The sequence below is a fragment of the Shouchella sp. JSM 1781072 genome (genome assembly GCF_041949915.1).
GTDB lineage: Bacteria > Bacillota > Bacilli > Bacillales > Bacillaceae_D > Shouchella.
On sequence record NZ_JBHFQE010000004.1, the window covers coordinates 64,696 to 81,378 of the forward strand.

Consider the following 16,683-nt stretch of genomic DNA (forward strand, 5'->3'; position numbering starts at 1 on the left):
TACACATTCATATTCTCCATTGTATTATTCCACGTAATTCATCTTTCAAACACACATTCATTGCGGTCCAAATTCTTTTTAGGGTACACTTTTAAAAAAGGAGGCACGGTTATGAAAATTGCGATTGTCGTTGGCGTTTCGAAAGGGTTAGGTTCTGCGGTTGTTGAGCAACTTCTTGAACAAGAGTATGAGGTACTTGGTTTATCACGAAATGAACCAAAAACGTCGGTTCAAGATCACCCTTCCTTCACATATATTTATTATGATGCAGGCGCCACCCACGAACGAGGGAATAGATTTCAAGACATAGTAAAGGAAATAAGCGTTCAAGATCTATCGGACATTGTTTTCATTTACAATGCTGCTATTCTTGATCCAGTTGGTAAAATAGGAACTTTGAAAGACGCGGAGTTTAGCAAGCATATGGAAATCAACTTTGTTGCTCCATTAGAATTAAGTAATCAATTTTTAGCGTTTTTCCAAGACATACAAGCAAATAAACGGATGGTATTTATTACCTCAGGAGCAGCCTCTAACCCCGTGCCTTCATGGACGAGCTATTCAAGCTCCAAAGCAGCCCTTGATATGATGGTCAAGTCCATTGCAGCTGAACAGCAAGATACAGCCTCCCCTGTCTCCATTATTGGATTTAATCCAGGCATCATGGACACAGATATGCAGGCAACGATTAGAAGCTACGATGAAAATCAATTTCCTGCTGTTTCCCAGTTTAAACAGTACCATTCTTCCGGAAGACTACGCTCAGCTCAAGTTGTTGCCAAGGCTTTATTACAAGTTGTTGAAGACCCGTCTTTACGCTCTGGAGCGATTGTATCTGTAGAGAACTATGTCTAAAATGAACAAAAATAAAGCAGATCCCCTAAAGGGTTTGCTTTATTTTGATGGATTTGGATGTAACCCACCCTCATTTTATTGGGAGGTAAATAACCACTTTTGTTCCCTTGCCTAATTTACTCTTAAACGTCACGATCCCGTTCATCATTTCAACCATGCGAATGGATACCATCGTACCAATTCCATTTCCATCCTCTTTTGTAGTAAAATAAGCTGTTCCAAGTTGCTTTAACTGTTGGCGAGTCATACCGACACCGCCGTCAATAATTTCAATCACAGCTCGACCATTATGCAACATTAAATAAACGACGACATCACCATTTGAATTCGATGCTTCAATGGCATTTTTTATAAAATTGATTAAAGCTTGCTTTAATTTATTCTCGTTCCCCATCACTTCAGCGCTTTCTTTCGTCCGTGCAGAAAGAGTAATGGAACGTTCGTCTGCATATGGGGTCAACAACGCAACAACTTCTGATACTGTATTCTCTAGCTGAAACGATGCGTATTGTGGCGGTTTGGTTGAATGCAAATAATCATGAATAATGGATTCGGCTCGATCCAATTCACTTAAAATAAGTTTGTGATATTCAGCATGTTGTTTATCTTCTGACAATAATTGCACAAAACCTTTTACAACGGTTAACGGATTTCGAACTTCATGAGCAATTGAAGCCGCTAATTCTCCTTTTGTATGATCTTTTTCTGTTGCAACTAATTCCGCAACAATGCGTTCTCTCTCCAACAAGGTCTCAAAGAAATGTCCAATCAAAACGACGGTGGCTACAAGAAAAGCAATATACTCCAGGCCAACAATCCATAGGCCAAAATCTCCACTTGAATAATTGTAAATAAACAGAATCGTAATAAACGTTTGCAACAAAGCAGGAAAGAGTAAAAGCATTGCTGCATACTTTACTCTAGCCCATTTCGGCGGTAACGTAAAAAAGCGACTAACAAACACACCAAAAAACAAAGCCGTTAACAAGACAAGACCTATGCCTAATAACGCTAAGTCTCCCCCTTGAAAAAGTCTCACAATAACCGCTATAGCAGTAACGCCCCATCCTGCTCGTTTACCGCCATATAAAAATGCTAGTAAAACCGGTATATAACGTAAGTCCCATTGGACCCCTTCAAATTCAATTGAAAACAGCATGCAAAAAATAACCGCAACGCTCATAAACAAAAACATTGTTAACGAGCGTTGAATTTTCCAACTTCCTTCAGCACGCAAGCTATAAATAAGCACGGGGATTACAATGGCAAATACATTGATAATGAGTTTTTCGATAACCATGTCACGAAGCATCCCCTTTATTCACTTTGCTTAATACATTTCGACACCCTCTGCATCATTCCTCTACAGTTTAAAGAATTGCGTCCATATTTTTTGTACGCTGAAGGTCGTAATAAAACCCTTGTTTCTTCATTAACTTTTCATGTGAACCCATTTCTGTTAGTTCTCCATCTTGTAGAACAAGTATATTGTCTGCTGCTTCAATCGTATTTAAACGGTGCGCAATGACAAAACTGGTTCTTCCTTTCATTAATCGCTTTAACGCCTCTTGAATCTTCATTTCAGTGACCGTGTCAATACTCGACGTTGCTTCATCTAAAATTAAAATTTTCGGATCCGCTAATAGAGCCCGTGCAATGGATAACAATTGTCTCTGACCTTGACTGATCCCGCCACCATCTTGACTTAATTTCGTCTTATACCCTTGAGGCAATCGATCGATAAAGCCGTGAGCATTCGCTAACGTTGCTGCTTCAAGCACTTCTTCATCAGTTGCACTCAGTCGCCCGTAACGAATATTTTCCATAATCGTTCCTTGAAATAGAAAAGAATCTTGCAACACAACGCCCATCTGATTTCTTAAGTCGGCTCGCTTTACTTTTCTTAAATCAATTCCGTCCACTTCTATCGAACCATCATTTACATCGTAAAAACGAGTAAGCAAATTAATAATCGTTGTTTTCCCAGCCCCCGTTGGTCCTACAAACGCAACGGTTTCACCTGGCTCCACCTTAAAAGAGACATTTTTTAAAATGGGGGTTGTGTCATACGCAAAGCTTACTTTGTTAAATGAAACAGACCCGTTTAAGTTCTTTAAGGAAACCGACGAATCAGGATCTTCCTCTGGGTCTTCATCCATAATATCAAAGACCCTTTCAGCCCCTGCTAAAGCAGAAAGAAGTGTATTAAATTGGTTTGCCAAATCGTTTAACGGTCGCGTGAACTGCCGCGCATACTCCACGAAAATGACAATCATCCCCACCGTAATGCCTGCCACTTGGTTAACCGCCATGACACCACCAATAAACGCAATTACAGCAAAGCTTAAATTGTTCAATACATTCATGACTTTAGGAATGAAACCTGAATAGGTTTGTGCCCAAAACCCAGCTCCTCTTAAAGCTTGGTTTTTTTCAGTAAAGCCTTCAATCACAGCTCCTTCTCTTGAAAAAGTCTTAACCATTTGTTGACCTGCAATCGTTTCTTCAGAATAACCATTCAGTTGGCCGAGGGTGCGCTGTTGTTCTTTAAAGAAAATTTGCGTTCGTTTTGTAATCCACTTTAACCCATAAAACATAAGCGGGATAACGGTCATCGTAATGATTGTCAAAATAGGCGATAACCACAGCATCACTGCCAAAATACCAACAAACGTCACAACACTTGAAAGGATTTGCACAATAGAAGAATTTAACGTTGCCGATATATTTTCAATATCATTTGTCACTCGGCTCATAATGTCCCCATGCTGTCTTTTATCAAAAAAGCGAATAGGCAAACGCTGGATATGTTGAAATAGATCTTCTCTTATTTCAAATACAGTTGCTTGAGCAATTCGAACCATAATGAAATTTTGGAAAAATGTAGCAATCGATAACGCGATATAGGACGCAAGCAAGCCAATTAAAATGACACCTAAGCCATCGAAATCAACGGGAATGATGTGATTATCAATCGCGTAACCAATCAAGAAAGGGCCTACTAGCGTGAGCAAAGAACTTAACACAACGAGGATCATCACAAGGTAAATGGACCCTTTACGTTTACTTAAGTAGGCAAGGATTCTTCGAGTAGCTTGTTTCCAATCTCTCGCTTTTTGGGCCTTCCCTGCTCGAGCAGCATGTGGGTGTACGGCTTTTCCAGGCTCGTTTTGCTTGTGATTCGATGTGTACCCTCGCCAATCAATTCTCTTATATTGAAAAGGCTCTTTTAAAATCGATTTTAAAGACATGTTATCCCTCCTTTCCGTATTGAGAATGGTAAATTTTACGGTAAAAAGTAGACTTCTCCATTAAATGTTCGTGGCTTCCGTAGCCTTCAATTTGTCCATACTCTAGCAGCAAAATTTTATCAGCTTTTCTCGCTGTTGATAATTTTTGTGTAATGATTAGCGTTGTACATGAATACTGTTCAAGCGCTTTTAAAAATCGTTCTTCCGTTTTTGTATCAAGGGCGCTAGTGCTATCATCTAAAAGCAAAATTTTCGGTTCTCGAAGTAAGGCTCTTGCAATGGAAATTCGCTGCTTCTGACCGCCTGATAAATTAACACCTTGTTGCCCAACCTTTGTATCATAGCCATCAGGAAGTTTTTCAATTGTTTCATGAATCTGCGCGACTTTCGCAGCAAAGTGAACATCCTCTATCGGAGCATCCGGAACACCCCATGAGATATTCTCTCGTATTGTGCCGGAGAATAAACGAATGGATTGCGGGACGTAACCTAACTGCTTTCGTACCATCTGAATATTCCACTCTTTAATTGAGGTGTTATCAATTTTAATTTCACCTTTATCTGCTTCATATAATTTAGGGATAAGCTGAAAAAGCGATGTTTTCCCTGATCCGGTTTCGCCTAAAACAGCAACGGTTTCTCCAGGTTTAACAGTGAACGAAATCTCTTTTAGCACGTCGGTTTTCTGACCTTCATATGAAAACGACACAGATTCAAATGTCAATTCACCTTTTAAGGTAGGAGGTGCAGGGTGGTTCACACTCTCACTAAGCTCATCATCAGGTTCAAGTAGAACCTCTTCAATTCGGAGTGCAGAAGCACGAGCTCGAGAAAACACCATAATAATCATCGCAAATACACCTAAAGCAGACGTAATTCTCGTTGCGTAATTAACAATTGCCACAACGTCGCCTACCTGAGCAGTCTCATTCTCGATTTGAAAACTACCAAACCATAAAACGAGTAAAATCGAGCCGTTCATTAAAAGTAAGAGAATTGGCATGGTTAATTCCATTAAGCGGAATGCTTGCACCATACGATGCCTTAATGCATCGCTTTCAGCAAAAAAGCGTTCAATTTCGTGCAACCGTCTTACAAATACCCGCACTAAACGGATGCCGGTTAAGTTTTCACGGACAACATGATTCACGCGGTCAACCTGACTTTGCACTAAGCTAAAAATATGTACACCTTTTTTTAAGATCCATAGAAGAAATAGAATCAAAATCGGAATCGTAATAATGAGAAAAAAAGCAAGACGCGCATTGATAATGAAAGCCATAATCGCACCACCGAGCACAAGTAATGGTGCGCGGGCCATAATGCGTAAACCCATAAAAATCGTGTTTTGTATTTGCGTAATATCATTCGTTAACCGTGTCATTAATGAAGATGTCGCAAATGGCTGGAGTTTATCCAAACTCGAACGCTGAATATTTTTAAACATGGCGTTTCGAAGATCAAATCCTGTACTTTGACCTGCATGACCTGCGTAAAATGAATTTAAAATCCCTGCTATAAAAGCAAGTAATGATAAACCGATCATGATACTTCCCCAAACCACAACCGTCGTTAAATCCTCTTGAAGAATGCCGTCATCTATAATTCGAGCCAATAAAAGAGGTTGAATTAATTCAACGGTCAGCTCTAACAACATGAAAATAAATGCAATCCCGGCAGCCCACTTATACGGCAACAAATATGAAAATACTGTCCTCAATTGAATCGACCCCTTCTACATCGTACATAACCCAAAAGATCTCTCTCTATCATAGCTTATTTTTCAAAGTACAAACACTAGGATGATTGTCTTCATTCAAAAACAATTCAAAAAAAATAAAACGATCTATCGATAACTAGTAATCCAATAAAAAAATTCTAAGTTCGACTTAGAATTTTTGTAACGTATTCATAGAATTATAAATGTATCGTGGACCGTTTAATATATCTATTAAATTTGTCCAGTAACAGCTAAAACAATCACACCAGCAACACAAACAAAAAAAGTAGCAGAAATTAATTTTACAAAGCGCGGGTTCACGTTCGATCCTCCTTCTCGAATGAACTGAATAAATTTCAACATTACATTGTTCGTAACATTCAGCTGCTGTCCACCTTCATTTGGCGAACGAAGTTACAAACGATATCGCTATGATCATTGCAAAGAATGACTATTACTACCTATTATGAAATTCATTCACTTATGAAAGTTATTCAACTCCTATTAGTATACAACTTTCACGCCTAATGTACTATGTAAAACATACAGAAAAATATATAAATCTAGTTAGAAGTACCTTGATAATAATGGGTTAATATGGTTTCTGCTATAAAGGAAGAAAGTTTAATACGATTGGCCCAATTTATAACGGAATCCTCTTCTAATGCGCGATTTCGTTCACGGTAACATAGTCCATTTACAAACTCTGCTTGAATGACCGCCTCTTTTACTTTGTTTTTCACGAGTAACGGCCATTCAGCATCTGTCATTTTGCCAATTGAATAGGGAAGTTCCGCAACAATGGCTTTCAGAGCTCGCGAGCTCATTATACAAGACCCCGCTGTAACATCTGCTTCAAAACCGATAGCAAGTGAAAATAAGTGATTCGTCCACTTTTCCGTTTCTTGCCATTCAAGTGGGTGGCTTTGAAACGCCTGCTTTGTGCGACCTAAAAGAAGGTAATCAACGTCAGGACATGTTTCTATCGTATGTTTTAGTTCCGCGGTGCCTACCTCTAACCACGTTAAAAGACGATCAAAGTCACAGTAGTGATACGTTGCTGCCTCCTCGAAATTTTCAAAGACCAAACGCAAAGCCTGTCTACGCGCAAACGCTGCTCCTTTTTTTGGGATACGGAACGTTTTTAGACCATTCTTTCTTGCTTCTGCTTCAACCGCGTCATTTGTTTCGTCGCTTATCACAATATACATCTTGTTATAAATAGAAGACGCCCGCTGTAAATAAGCTTTCATTGCTGGTAAAAGCGCTCCGTCTTGATCGTGAACAATTGTAAGTAAATGGACAATCACCGCCTCCTTTCATTTTCCCCGTTTAACCTAATTTAGGAACTTAAGTGTAAAGCCTTTTTTCGCTGCCTCTTCCGCCATTAACCGATAACCTTTGTCATTTGGATGAACATGGTCTTGATAGAGTAGAACACGCTCGTTTCCTTTAAAGACACGGTAAACGTCTACTACTTGTACATTTGGCAAGCGGGTAATAGATTGTAGCGCGCGATTAAATTCAGTTATAAACCGATTGGCAATCGGGATCGGACCAAATGGATTATAGCTGTTAAACACTAAAATCCGATAAGGGACGTTCGTCTGCTTTTTTATCTTTGTAATGTAGCCAACGGTTTGTTGTAAATAACATATTGCTTCCTTTATAGCATGGTCCATGAGTGTTGGCGTAACTGAACTCAATCCACCTTCCAAAACTGCTAATAAGTCGTTTCCGCCACCAGTAATTGTAATGAGATTCGCTTCGGCAATTGAGCTAGGGGATTGACTTCGTACAACACCATAAATTTGCTTGGCAGTAAAACCATCAACTCCTATATTCATCGTGCGCACGCGTGTGTTTAATGCTTGTTCAGCAAAGCTTTTATAAATAGGAACAAAGCCACCTTTATGGTAGGATGATCCGTAACCGACTGTTAACGAGTCACCAATGGCTAAGTATTTAACTACGCTTTCTCTCACCATAAATCCTCCTTTTTTTCTACATTATTCTCATAAAAAAGAAAGAGGAACGGCGTTCGTTCCTCTTTCTACTTATCATCTTGTATAATTTCTGAAGCTATTGTTGGATAAGACAGCGTTAGAGAATGAAGGGCTCTTGTGCAGCCAACATAGAGTAATTTGCAGTGCATATCATCATTTGGGTAAAACTCTGGCGTTACGTTTAGAATGTGCACAGCATCGAACTCAAATCCTTTAGCAAGATAAATCGGCAAAATCGAAACGCCTCCTTTGTATGTTTTATCATTTGCACGAATTAGCGTAACCTCGATAGGAGTGTCTACTAGTTGTTGATAGATTTTTTCGCTTTCGGCAATTGATCGACATAAAATCGCAGCCGATTCATAATCCTGAACACGCTCAAGCCATTTAATAAGTGCCTCGGACGTTTCCCTCATCACTTGAACAGGCTCTCCGCTACGAAATACAGGTTTCGCTGTCGGAGGATGATTGCTCACTTTTTGTAAAATGTGGTTACTGTAGTCGATAATCTCCATCGTTGAACGGTAACTTTTCTCCATTTGAACGTACGCAACTTTGTGATCTAATACTTCCACAAAAGAGTCCCAGGATAAAATCCCCTCTTCTCCATGAATGCCTTGAGCAAGGTCTCCAAGAATTGTCAATCCACCAGCTCGCGTATTGTCCTTTAAAATGGATAGCGTGAAAGGTGATAAGTCTTGCGCCTCATCCAAAACGAGATGATCAAAGCGCCTTTCTTTCTCAATTCCGTGCAATTCTTGATGGATAAAAAGAATTGGCGCCAAATCTTCATAGGCTAATAAACCGCTTTGCAAATCTTTTGATCTGTTCAGTCCCTGCTCTATGAGAAAACGTTCGTAAATCTTTAACACATTCGGTTTTTTCCACCCGTTCATATAGGCACGAACGGCTTTAAGTCCCTCTGCTTTATAGCTTTTGCGCTCTTTTTCATCTTCATAAGCCTTCACTTCAATTTCAACCCATCGTTTTAATCGAGCTTGTAAACGCTCACGTTGTTTTACTGGTGCTGAATTCGAAAAATCTTCTTGAATCCACTTTAAAATGGTCTTTTGCGGAATGCTTTTTGAGGACCAAGGAATAAAATCTTTATTCGGCAAGGTACTTACCAACACATGATCGAGATGGGTTTTCAATTGACGTCGAAATGAAAGAGATCCTTTTACTATGATCTCCTTTTGTTTCTCCTGAGATTCTGAACCTTCAAAACGAGTGAACATTCGGTCCGTCGTGGATTCAACACTATACGTATCGTTTAAAATCGTCATGCCCCAGCTTACATAAGTAGATTGACGTATATTCCCGACGCCAAGTTCAGGTAAAACTTGGGCGATATAATCGAGAAACATCGCATTTGGAGCAAAAATCATCATCCGCTCCGCTCGTAGCTTCTCTCGATATTCGTAAAGTAAGAATGCTAGACGATGAAGTGCTACTGTTGTTTTCCCACTTCCTGCCGCTCCTTGGATTACTAAAGCTTTTCGAACGTCAGCACGAATAATTGTATTTTGTTCTGTTTGAATGGTGGAGACAATATCTTTCAATTTATTATCTTTTTGCTCTCCTAATTTATAAAGAAGGAATTCATCTCCCCCACTGCCGTCTTGTCCCTCTACATAGCTATCAACTACTCGTTTTAATTCCCTTGAACGAATAACCACATTGCGTTTTAACTTAATTTCCCCTTCAACAATTCCTTCTGGTGAATCGTAATACACATCATCTTCACTTCCGTTAAAACTGTAAAAAAGAGAGGCTACTGGAGCACGCCAATCTATCACAAGCGGTTCATCTTCTTCCTCATCGTGAATACCGACTTTGCCAATATAGAGCACTTTTTTAGAAGGATCCTCAAAATCCAGAAAATCCAATCTCGCAAAATACGGTTCGACCTTTGCACTTTTCAAAGATTCCCTCAAAGAATGACGCTGACCTTCAAGTACTTGTTGAGTAAAATCATCGCCTCTGTAAATGGGAACCTTCGATAAACGCTCATACATCGAGTCAATTTTCGTAAGTGCGTGATGCAACACACGCTCCTCTTCATGTTCTCGGGTCATACACATCCCATCCTTTCTTATTACATACTCTTATTTTGCAGAAAAAAGTAAAAAAATAATAGACTTTTTCTTTTCAATTTGGTAAGCTTTATATAGTTCAATTGCCTGAAATATTTTTACCATATAATGGGATTATTCAAATAAAAAAGACTTACGCTTAAGCTATATTGCGTAAGTCTTTTTAAATCGACAAAGGGAGTGAAACATTATGCCATCCATTTTATTTATTGGCGCTGGAAGAATGGCTGAAGCTGTATTTAAAGGTGTACTATCGCAACCAGAACCCGCTTTCTCTCCAGTATATGTAAGTAACCATACGAATAAAGATCATCTGCACAAGCTAACGCAATCCTATCAAATTGAAATTGTCGAAAACTGGACTGACGTCGTTGCTAACGTCGATGTGATTTTAATTGCAGCCCCACCTTCTGCTCATACTGGCATATTAGAAGCATTACACTCACTTGTAGACCAACAACTTGTATTAACAGTAGCGGCTGGAATCGGTGCTTCTGACCTTGAAGCCCAATTACCTAAAGGAACCGCAACTGCATGGATTATGCCTAATACTGCTGCGCAAGCAGGCGCATCCATTAGTCTCTATACATACGGCTCTCACGTATCAGATATTCAAAAAGGATACGTTGAATCGCTTGTTTCTTCTATCGGAACTGGCGCTCAACTAAGCGAATCACTAATTCATGAACTAACAGCGATTACTGGCAGTGCACCTGCTTTTGTATATGAATTTGTGATTCAACTCGAAAAGATCGCTCAATCCTTTCAACTGGAACAAGCGCAAGCACGCGAGCTCGTTGTGCAAATGTTAGCTGGAAGTGCTGAAATGCTTAAGGCAGGTTTTACGCCAACAGATTTACGTGACCAAGTGACAACACCAGGTGGCGCAACTGAAGCTGGACTTAAGTCATTGCACCAAGATGATTTTGAAGGATCAGTAGCCCGAGCAGTTCAAGCCGTTACAGATCACGCAAAAAAGAAGCATAATTAATCGTAATAAGAACCTTTATGAGTGTGATCGTCTCATAAAGGTTCTTTTTTTCCTTTTAACTCAAACATAGTTTGGTAAAGACATGAAAAGGCGTAAAACCTTTCAACCTTAAAACATTCGCCGTTCTCCAAATTGAATTTTGCTTCTTTTTAAGTAGATAATAATTAGACAGAGTACAGCCACTTCAGCTAATGGAATCGCTAGCCATATAGCCTGAACTCCGAATAGAAAAGGAAGTGTAAGAAGAAAGACTAGCATGAAAACGATTTGCCTTCCTGCTGTAATCCACGTTGCAACCTTTACTTCTCCAATCGATTGGAAATACGTCATCAACACAAAGTTCACACCCATAACGAGATAAGCAATAAAAAATAAACGGATCCCTGTTACAGCTAATTCTTTCACCTCTTCTGGAAAATCGCCAAATATATTTACGATCGGTACCGCTGCCACTTGACCAATTACAAAAAAAACCGCTCCGACAATAAACCCTGTTCGAATTGCTAAACGCATGAGCTGTCTTTTCTTCTCGTGTTCGTTTGCCCCTTGAAAATAACTGACAATTGGTTGAACAGCCGCGCCCATACCAAGAAACATGAGCAACATCACTCCGTGCACATAGTTTAAAACAGAGAAAGCTGCCACACCGGCGGTTCCAGCTAGACGTGCAAACATAATATTATGTGAAACCGTAAAGACGGAAATACCTACTTCTGCTAAGAAGCTCGGAAAACCAAATGTTAACGCTTGTTTAGCTAAAGGAACTTCGAATTTCACTTTGACGAACTTTAACTGACTTCGTTTCGTAAAAAAGTGAGAAGATAAAACGAGCAATCCTAAAAAAGCAGCAATGATTGTACCGAACGCTATTTCACGCACACCTAAATCAAAGACATATAGAATCATATAGTTGATCCCAACATTTGAAAATGCTGTCGTTACTAGGGCAGCCATGGCTAATGTCGGATTCCCATCATTTCTAACAAAAATACTTGCTGCATTCTCTAAAGTGAACACAAATCCAAACAGCAAAAAAACGTTCATATATGCTGAAGCAAACGGCGCTGTTTCTTCATTTGCTCCTAACGCATAAACTAATGGTTCGTGGAAAAAGAGCGCCAATCCTCCAATTGCTAAAGTCCCTAAACCAATTAGTAAAATGGAATGGGTAAAGATAAATTGCGCCCGCTTCTTCTCTTTCCGTCCCATTGCTTGTGAATAAAGGGTCGCTCCACCTATACCAAGCCATAGCGATAACCCAACAAAGATTGTATAGACCGGACCCGCGATGTTCACTCCTGCTAGCGCTACAGGACCCAGTCGATTCCCTACCATAATTCCATCAACTGCTAAATTAACAGCCATTAACAGCATTCCAACTAACGATGGAATTAAGTATCGTAAAAATAATTTGCTAATTTTCTCGGTTTCTAAAGGGTTCTTTATTTCTTCTTTTCCCATTTTTCCACCTTCTCTTTCCCTTAATCAATGAAACCTTACGTATTATAACAAATCTTTTGTGTGAATCGTTACGCTTTTTTATTTTTGTTGAAACATCTCTCTTTCTTCCTAATTGGAAATTTTTGTTTCGTTTCTTTTAAAAACAGGTATAATGAAGTAGTCTTTTACACCTAAAGAAAGTGTGGTCATTTGTCAAATGAATCAAAACAAAAACAGAATAATGCTTGGTTTTAGTACTCTAGTCGTCCTCTTCTCTATCTTTGTCTATTTTTTACACGTTCATGTAGGTTGGTTCGACACATATTTACTTCTTTCAACGATCCACACAACTGAGCAACCTTACGAGACGCTTCGTACGATTCTCTTTGTGCTACCTATTCTCCTCCTGCTCCTATCCATCTATTTCGTTATGAAAAAACCTGCTTCAATCATCATTCCATACCTACTCATGCTGACATTGACGTTAGGCAGTATGTCCATTATTGCCATGGGAGACGGATTAGTGGAATATCATTTTTCCATATTCATGGTGCTTGCAAGCTTAGCGTACTTTAGCATGCCAATCCTTATCTATGTAAGTACTGCCATTTTTGCCGTTCAACATTTTCTTGGTTATTTTGCTTTTCCTGAGCTCATTTGCGGGACCGATAATTATCCATTTACACTTCTTCTCATTCATGCCTTTTTCTTAATCGCCACTAGTTCCATTATTCTCGTTCAACTATATGAGCGAAATCGAGTGACAATGCAAGCAGAAAAAGACCGTGAAAACCATGAAAAACTCGTCTCAAGTTTATTTGCTCGTGTCCAAAAAACGTCAACGGACGTACTACAAAGTTCGGACCAATTAGAAAATGATGTCCGTGATGCAAAACAAGCCACATCCACATTAACTGAAACGGTTACGTATGTATCCAATTCAGCAAAACAATATCAACAAGCAACAGACGACAACCGTAATATGCTCGCGACATTGCAATCAAAATTAATTGAAATTCTTGCTCAAACAAAGCAAACATTTGCAACTGTAGAAGAAAACCAGCAATCCATTTTTCAAGGTAAAGAAGGCGTCGAACATGCCATGACTAAAATGAATCAAATTCATCATACCGCCACTCAACTCGAAGCATCATTTTTCGAAGTGAATGATCAAAATAGCAAGATTTCTGAAGCACTCGGTCATATTCAAACGGTAGCGCAACAAACACATTTGCTCGCTTTAAATGCTTCAATAGAAGCAGCTCGTGCTGGTGATGCTGGAAAAGGGTTTTCGGTTATTGCAGATGAAATTCGAAAATTATCGATGCAAACCACGGATTATGCAAAACGGATTGAATTGATGACCGATTCCATTAATACGTGGACTACACAAGTGGATAAGGAATTAAAACGAAATTCAAGCGCTGTAAAAGAAGGCTCTACACAAATGATTGAGTTAAACAACATCTTTAAACAAATGAACGAATATACAACAACGACCCATGAAGAAAGTGCAAAATCAGCGCAGCTATCGACAGAAATTTCTAGTTACGGCACAACTTTTGAGCAGTCGCTTAATGAACTCGCTTCAATCGTACATTTATTAAATGAGCGAACCAGCTCAGTATCTCTTGCTGTAGCGAAGCAAGATCAAACTTGGGACACGCTTAATCAAATCTCTTCTAGTTTGCAACGAGCAACGAGGCATTTAACAGAGGATCTGCAAGAGTTGACAACAATAAAAACGGCTTAACTTTTCCAATCCAGTTTCTTTAGCGTGCTAGAACCGAGATGAAGATGATACACATCTGGATTTTTCATTTGCTTCCAAAGTTTAAACCCATCTATAAACACGATCGATTGGATGTATAGGGCTAATAGATTTCCATGACTTACAATAATCGTATTCTCTTTGATGCTATCTACTACAGATAGAATACGTGATTGAGCTTCTAACGAAGATTCTCCACCTTGAAGCTTATAAGAATCGTTTTTAAAACTTTTTTCTAAATGGATAAGCCAATTTTTCATTGGGTCGGGGCTCAAACATCGTTCTATTAATCTCTCGTCCTTTTCAATCGGTAAGGTTAGCATTTCTGCTGCTGGGTTAATCGTCGAGACAGCTCTTGAATAAGGGCTGGAAACAATTCTTGAAATGTTCTTATCGTGGAAATAATTTGCTAAAGCATGCGCATCCTCATGTCCTTTTTTCGTCAATCCTGCGTAACGTTCTTGCCCATTCGCCTGAGCGTGTCGAACAAAATATATTGATGGAAACATCACCTTGCCCCTTCCAGTTATATTTACGTCGTGCACATTAAACGGACATGAACCAAGTCCATGTCCGTTTTTCATTTAAAATTATCCTTGATCTTTCATTTTCGGATCGAGCGCGTCTCTTAAACCGTCCCCTAACATATTAAAACCTAATACAACAAGCATAATTGATAAGCCTGGAAATAAAACAGTCCAATAGGCACTTTGAATATAACCCCTTGAATCAGCGAGCATTCTCCCCCATTCTGGTGTTGGTGGACTAGCCCCCATGCCTAAAAAACCTAAGGCGGCTGCTTCAATGATGGCGATACCAAAGCCAAGTGTTGCTTGCACAATAATCGGTGCCATACTGTTCGGTAAGATATGATGGAACATAATTCGACCGTTTTTCATTCCTTGCGCTTTCGCAGCAAGAACAAACTCTTCCGCTCGTAAGCTAATGACTTTCGATCGAACAATCCGACCAAAGATTGGCACGTTAATAATCGCAATTGCAAGCATGGCATTTTGCAAGGATGGCCCTAAGATTGCCACTATGGCAATTGCAAGCAAGATGCTTGGAAATGCTAACATAATATCGAAAATTCTTGAGATGAGCATGTCAATCCAACGTCCATAAAAACCGGCAATTAACCCGAGACTTGTCCCAATAAGTAATGCGCCACTTATTGAAAATAAACCAATTAAAAGCGAAATTCTTGCTCCATGAGCTACACGAGTGAAGACGTCTCGCCCTAAATCATCGGTCCCCATCCAATGATCAGATGAAGGAGGCATTAAGCGCATTGCTGGTTCCGTTTTATCAATGGTATAAGGCGTTAAAACCGGCGCAAAAATCGCCAGTAAAATAAAGATAAATAAAATAATCGCTCCTACAAGCGCTAACTTATTTTTAAATAAATGATACAGTGTATCTCCCCAAAGCGACCTTGTCTTTTCTTCTTTTGAAGGAGGACGCTGATGTGGCTGAGTTGCCATTGGCCTTGATTCCATCTTTTGTTCCTCCTTAATATTTAATTCTAGGGTCGATAGCCGAATAGAGAAGATCGACAATGAGATTGATAAACACAAAAATGGTGGCAACAATTAAGATGCCTGACTGGATTACTGGATAATCGCGATAAGATATTCCCTCATAGATGTACCGTCCAACACCTGGCCAACTAAAAATGGTTTCGGTTAAAATAGCCCCACCAAGGAGGGCACCTGCTTGTAAACCTACAACAGTTAATACAGGGATAAACGCATTTTTAAGCGCATGCTTGTAAATCACGACCCCTTGACCAGATCCTTTCGCTTGAACGGTACGAATATAGTCAGACCGCAGTACTTCAAGCATACTCGAACGAGTCATTCGGGCAATAATTGCCATTGGAATGGTTCCAAGCGCAATGACCGGCAACACTAAATGGCGTATTGCAGTTAACGTTTGATCAAAATTACCTTGTATAAGCGTATCAACAATATAGAAATGGGTAATCGGTTCAATTGGGTTACGTGGATCACTTCGCCCTACTGTGGGCAACCAGCCTAACTCTTGAGCAAAAATCCATTGCTCCATCAAAGCAAGCCAAAAAACAGGCATCGATACCCCAACTAACGCAATCAGCATACATGCATAGTCAAAAAACGAATTCTGTTTCCAAGCGCTGACGATTCCTGCATTTACGCCAATAATAATGGCGAACAGCATGGCAAAAAAGGTAAGTTCCATTGTCGCCGCTAAGTAAGGCCAAATTTCCGAAATGATCTCGTTATTTGTTCGCATTGAAACGCCTAAATCACCTGTAAGTAAATCTCCTATGTATGATCCATATTGCACCCAAAATGGGTTATTTAATCCAAGCTGCTCTTCCAACTCTGCAATCGCTTGTGGTGAAGCTTGTTCACCTAAGATCGTTTGTGCTGGATTACCTGGAATGAGCCATATAATTGAAAACGTCACGACTGTCATGCCAATCAACACTGGAATTAATAGTGCAACCCTTCTTAACATATAGGAAAACACAGTTTCACCTCTCTTCTTTGGATAGAGAAGGCAGCAGCA

At 39.6% G+C, this 16,683-nt stretch carries 13 protein-coding genes; 3 read left to right on the forward strand and 10 right to left on the reverse strand.

The genetic code is table 11. From position 1 onward, the window contains the following. The first annotated feature begins 111 nt into the window (after positions 1 to 111). Entirely contained in the window at positions 112 to 855 is a 744-nt protein-coding gene (locus ACE1TH_RS18385) for an SDR family NAD(P)-dependent oxidoreductase (protein ID WP_099305052.1), read from the forward strand. A gap of 70 nt (positions 856 to 925) precedes the next feature. Here ACE1TH_RS18385 and ACE1TH_RS18390 read toward each other — a convergent pair whose 3' ends face one another. The 6 genes from ACE1TH_RS18390 to ACE1TH_RS18415 form a co-directional block, all read right to left on the reverse strand. Beyond that, the gene (locus ACE1TH_RS18390) at positions 926 to 2,155 is read right to left on the reverse strand and encodes an ATP-binding protein (RefSeq protein ID WP_375079697.1); all 1,230 of its coding nucleotides are present in this window, start codon (positions 2,153 to 2,155) and stop codon (positions 926 to 928) included. 70 nt (positions 2,156 to 2,225) lie between these two features. Further along, a complete protein-coding gene (locus ACE1TH_RS18395; RefSeq protein WP_375079698.1) occupies positions 2,226 to 4,106 on the reverse strand; it encodes an ABC transporter ATP-binding protein in 1,881 nt (626 codons plus the stop codon). 1 nt (position 4,107) lies between these two features. Then, positions 4,108 to 5,826, reverse strand: coding sequence for an ABC transporter ATP-binding protein (locus ACE1TH_RS18400; RefSeq protein WP_375079699.1), 1,719 nt, complete (start codon positions 5,824 to 5,826; stop codon positions 4,108 to 4,110). A 563-nt stretch (positions 5,827 to 6,389) separates the two neighbouring features. Further along, entirely contained in the window at positions 6,390 to 7,136 is a 747-nt protein-coding gene (locus ACE1TH_RS18405) for a hypothetical protein (protein WP_255224938.1), read from the reverse strand. Positions 7,137 to 7,163: 27 nt separating this feature from the next. Then, positions 7,164 to 7,814, reverse strand: coding sequence for a GDSL-type esterase/lipase family protein (locus ACE1TH_RS18410; protein ID WP_375079700.1), 651 nt, complete (start codon positions 7,812 to 7,814; stop codon positions 7,164 to 7,166). Between the two features lie 65 nt (positions 7,815 to 7,879). Next, positions 7,880 to 9,910, reverse strand: a complete 2,031-nt coding sequence (locus ACE1TH_RS18415; RefSeq protein ID WP_375079701.1) for a HelD family protein — start codon at positions 9,908 to 9,910, stop codon at positions 7,880 to 7,882. Between the two features lie 208 nt (positions 9,911 to 10,118). Here ACE1TH_RS18415 and proC point away from each other — a divergent pair, with 208 nt between their 5' ends. Continuing rightward, positions 10,119 to 10,919 carry a pyrroline-5-carboxylate reductase gene (gene proC / locus ACE1TH_RS18420; RefSeq protein ID WP_375079702.1) on the forward strand — a complete coding sequence of 267 codons (801 nt, stop codon included), beginning with the start codon at positions 10,119 to 10,121 and terminating at the stop codon, positions 10,917 to 10,919. 108 nt (positions 10,920 to 11,027) lie between these two features. Here the strand turns inward: proC and ACE1TH_RS18425 are convergent, their stop codons facing one another. Next, a complete protein-coding gene (locus ACE1TH_RS18425) occupies positions 11,028 to 12,380 on the reverse strand; it encodes an MATE family efflux transporter (RefSeq protein WP_375079703.1) in 1,353 nt (450 codons plus the stop codon). A gap of 196 nt (positions 12,381 to 12,576) precedes the next feature. Here ACE1TH_RS18425 and ACE1TH_RS18430 point away from each other — a divergent pair, with 196 nt between their 5' ends. Next, positions 12,577 to 14,112: a methyl-accepting chemotaxis protein gene (locus ACE1TH_RS18430; protein WP_375079704.1), complete on the forward strand. Its 1,536-nt coding sequence runs from the start codon at positions 12,577 to 12,579 to the stop codon at positions 14,110 to 14,112. Here the strand turns inward: ACE1TH_RS18430 and ACE1TH_RS18435 are convergent. The 3 genes from ACE1TH_RS18435 to ACE1TH_RS18445 form a co-directional block, all read right to left on the reverse strand. Then, a complete protein-coding gene (locus tag ACE1TH_RS18435; protein ID WP_375079705.1) occupies positions 14,109 to 14,639 on the reverse strand; it encodes a histidine phosphatase family protein in 531 nt (176 codons plus the stop codon). The two genes, ACE1TH_RS18430 and ACE1TH_RS18435, sit on opposite strands and share 4 nt — an antisense overlap. Before the next feature lie 81 nt (positions 14,640 to 14,720). Continuing rightward, a complete protein-coding gene (locus ACE1TH_RS18440) occupies positions 14,721 to 15,629 on the reverse strand; it encodes an ABC transporter permease (protein WP_099305067.1) in 909 nt (302 codons plus the stop codon). Positions 15,630 to 15,642: 13 nt separating this feature from the next. After that, positions 15,643 to 16,632, reverse strand: coding sequence for an ABC transporter permease (locus ACE1TH_RS18445; protein WP_373454119.1), 990 nt, complete (start codon positions 16,630 to 16,632; stop codon positions 15,643 to 15,645). Positions 16,633 to 16,683: the final 51 nt, after the last annotated feature.